The 1,351-nt window shown below is 61.5% G+C and carries 1 protein-coding gene; it reads right to left on the bottom strand.

Annotated elements, in window-relative coordinates; genetic code table 11:
• Positions 1-246: 246 nt before the first annotated feature.
• A complete protein-coding gene (locus BOA8489_RS20000; RefSeq protein ID WP_093976059.1) occupies positions 247-1,266 on the bottom strand; it encodes an IS110 family RNA-guided transposase in 1,020 nt (339 codons plus the stop codon).
• Positions 1,267-1,351: the final 85 nt, after the last annotated feature.

Genomic DNA, 1,351 nt, shown 5'->3' with positions numbered 1-1,351 from the left:
GTCCTGTGTGGATGGCTCCTGCAAAGCAAGACGTTTTTTGCGAGTGGTTTCTGGTCAGAAGCGGTCTTGTGTCCGGCCTGTTTGCGCGGTGCATCTGACCGCTGGCCCTGATGGGTTCCGCGGATCGAGTCCCATTCTGCAAAGCGGACACGGGAGGTCCGGGACAAAGCACGGGGTGTCTCGATCGTTGGGCTGACCTTTGCCATCACTTCCTGCGTCTTGCTGTTCGGGTGGTCTCTTCGATCATCAGGCAGTTCTCATCTGGTAGTCCTGCTCTCGTGTCAGAACTGCCCAGATGATCCGGGCCGTTTTGTTGGCCATTGCGACAGACGCCAGCTTCGCGGGCTTGCGTTCAAGGATGTCGGCAAACCAAGGGTCGAACTGCTCGGGTCGCCGTTGGATCTGTTTGATCCGGGAGGTCATGCCGAGCACCAGCAGACGCCGGATGTAGCGGTCCCCCATCTTCGAGATATGTCCCAGCCGTTCCTTACCGCCGCTCGATCGGTTGAGCGGTGTGAGACCGAGCCAGGCCGCAAAGCTACGCCCGCTGGGGAACTGATGCCCGTCCCCGATCGAGGCGATGATGGCGGAGGCTGTGATCGGTCCGACACCGGGGATCGTCCTCAGTCGGGAGACACGCTCGTCGTGCGCTGCGGCACGGTTCAACTGGCGGCCGTACCAGAGCACCCGACGATGCAAGGCCACGAGTTGATGACAGAGGTTGGTGACCACCTCCCGGACCAAATCAGGAAGACCTTCCTCCGTGCCCTCAAGGCACCGTCTCGCGAAGGCGATCGCGTGACCCGCGCCTTGCCGAACCACGATCCCGAACTCTGCAAGCACACCCCGGAGCATGTTCACGACCTGGGTCCGCTGACGCACGATCAGGTCCCGTACGCGGTGCAATGCCAGCACCGCTTGTTGCTCCGGCGACTTGACGGTCACGAACCGCATCGTGGGACGGGTCACCGCCTCGCAGATCGCCGCGGCATCAATGGCATCTGACTTGCCGCGCTTCACATAGGGCTTCACATAGGCCGGTGGGATCAACCGGACCTCATGTCCGAGATTCGCAATCTCCCGCGCCCAGTAGTGGCTCGTCCCGCAGGCTTCGATCCCAACAAGACACGGAGGCATGCTCTCGAAGAAACGGTGCACCTGGGCGCGCCGGAGCGAGCGGTTGAAGACGACATCGCCCTCCTCAGTGACGCCGTGGACTTGAAAGACATTCTTGGCCAAATCGAGGCCGATGGTGGTAACTTGCATGGGGTGGCTCCTCTCTCACAGTTCTGACAACTGCACTATGACGCATCGCGACGCCGATGGAGCAGGAGCCATCCACCCCATCTGC

The sequence above is a fragment of the Boseongicola aestuarii genome, from assembly GCF_900184815.1.
Classification (GTDB): Bacteria; Pseudomonadota; Alphaproteobacteria; order Rhodobacterales; family Rhodobacteraceae; genus Boseongicola; species Boseongicola aestuarii.
The sequence above is the reverse complement of the archived record's forward strand: the minus strand, read 5'-3'. Positions and strand labels throughout refer to the sequence as shown.

What these genes read in the sequence shown, in the direction of transcription:
- BOA8489_RS20000 (WP_093976059.1), bottom strand. Translation starts at nt 1,266, where the DNA reads ATGCAAGTTACCACCATCGGCCTCGATTTGGCCAAGAATGTCTTTCAA.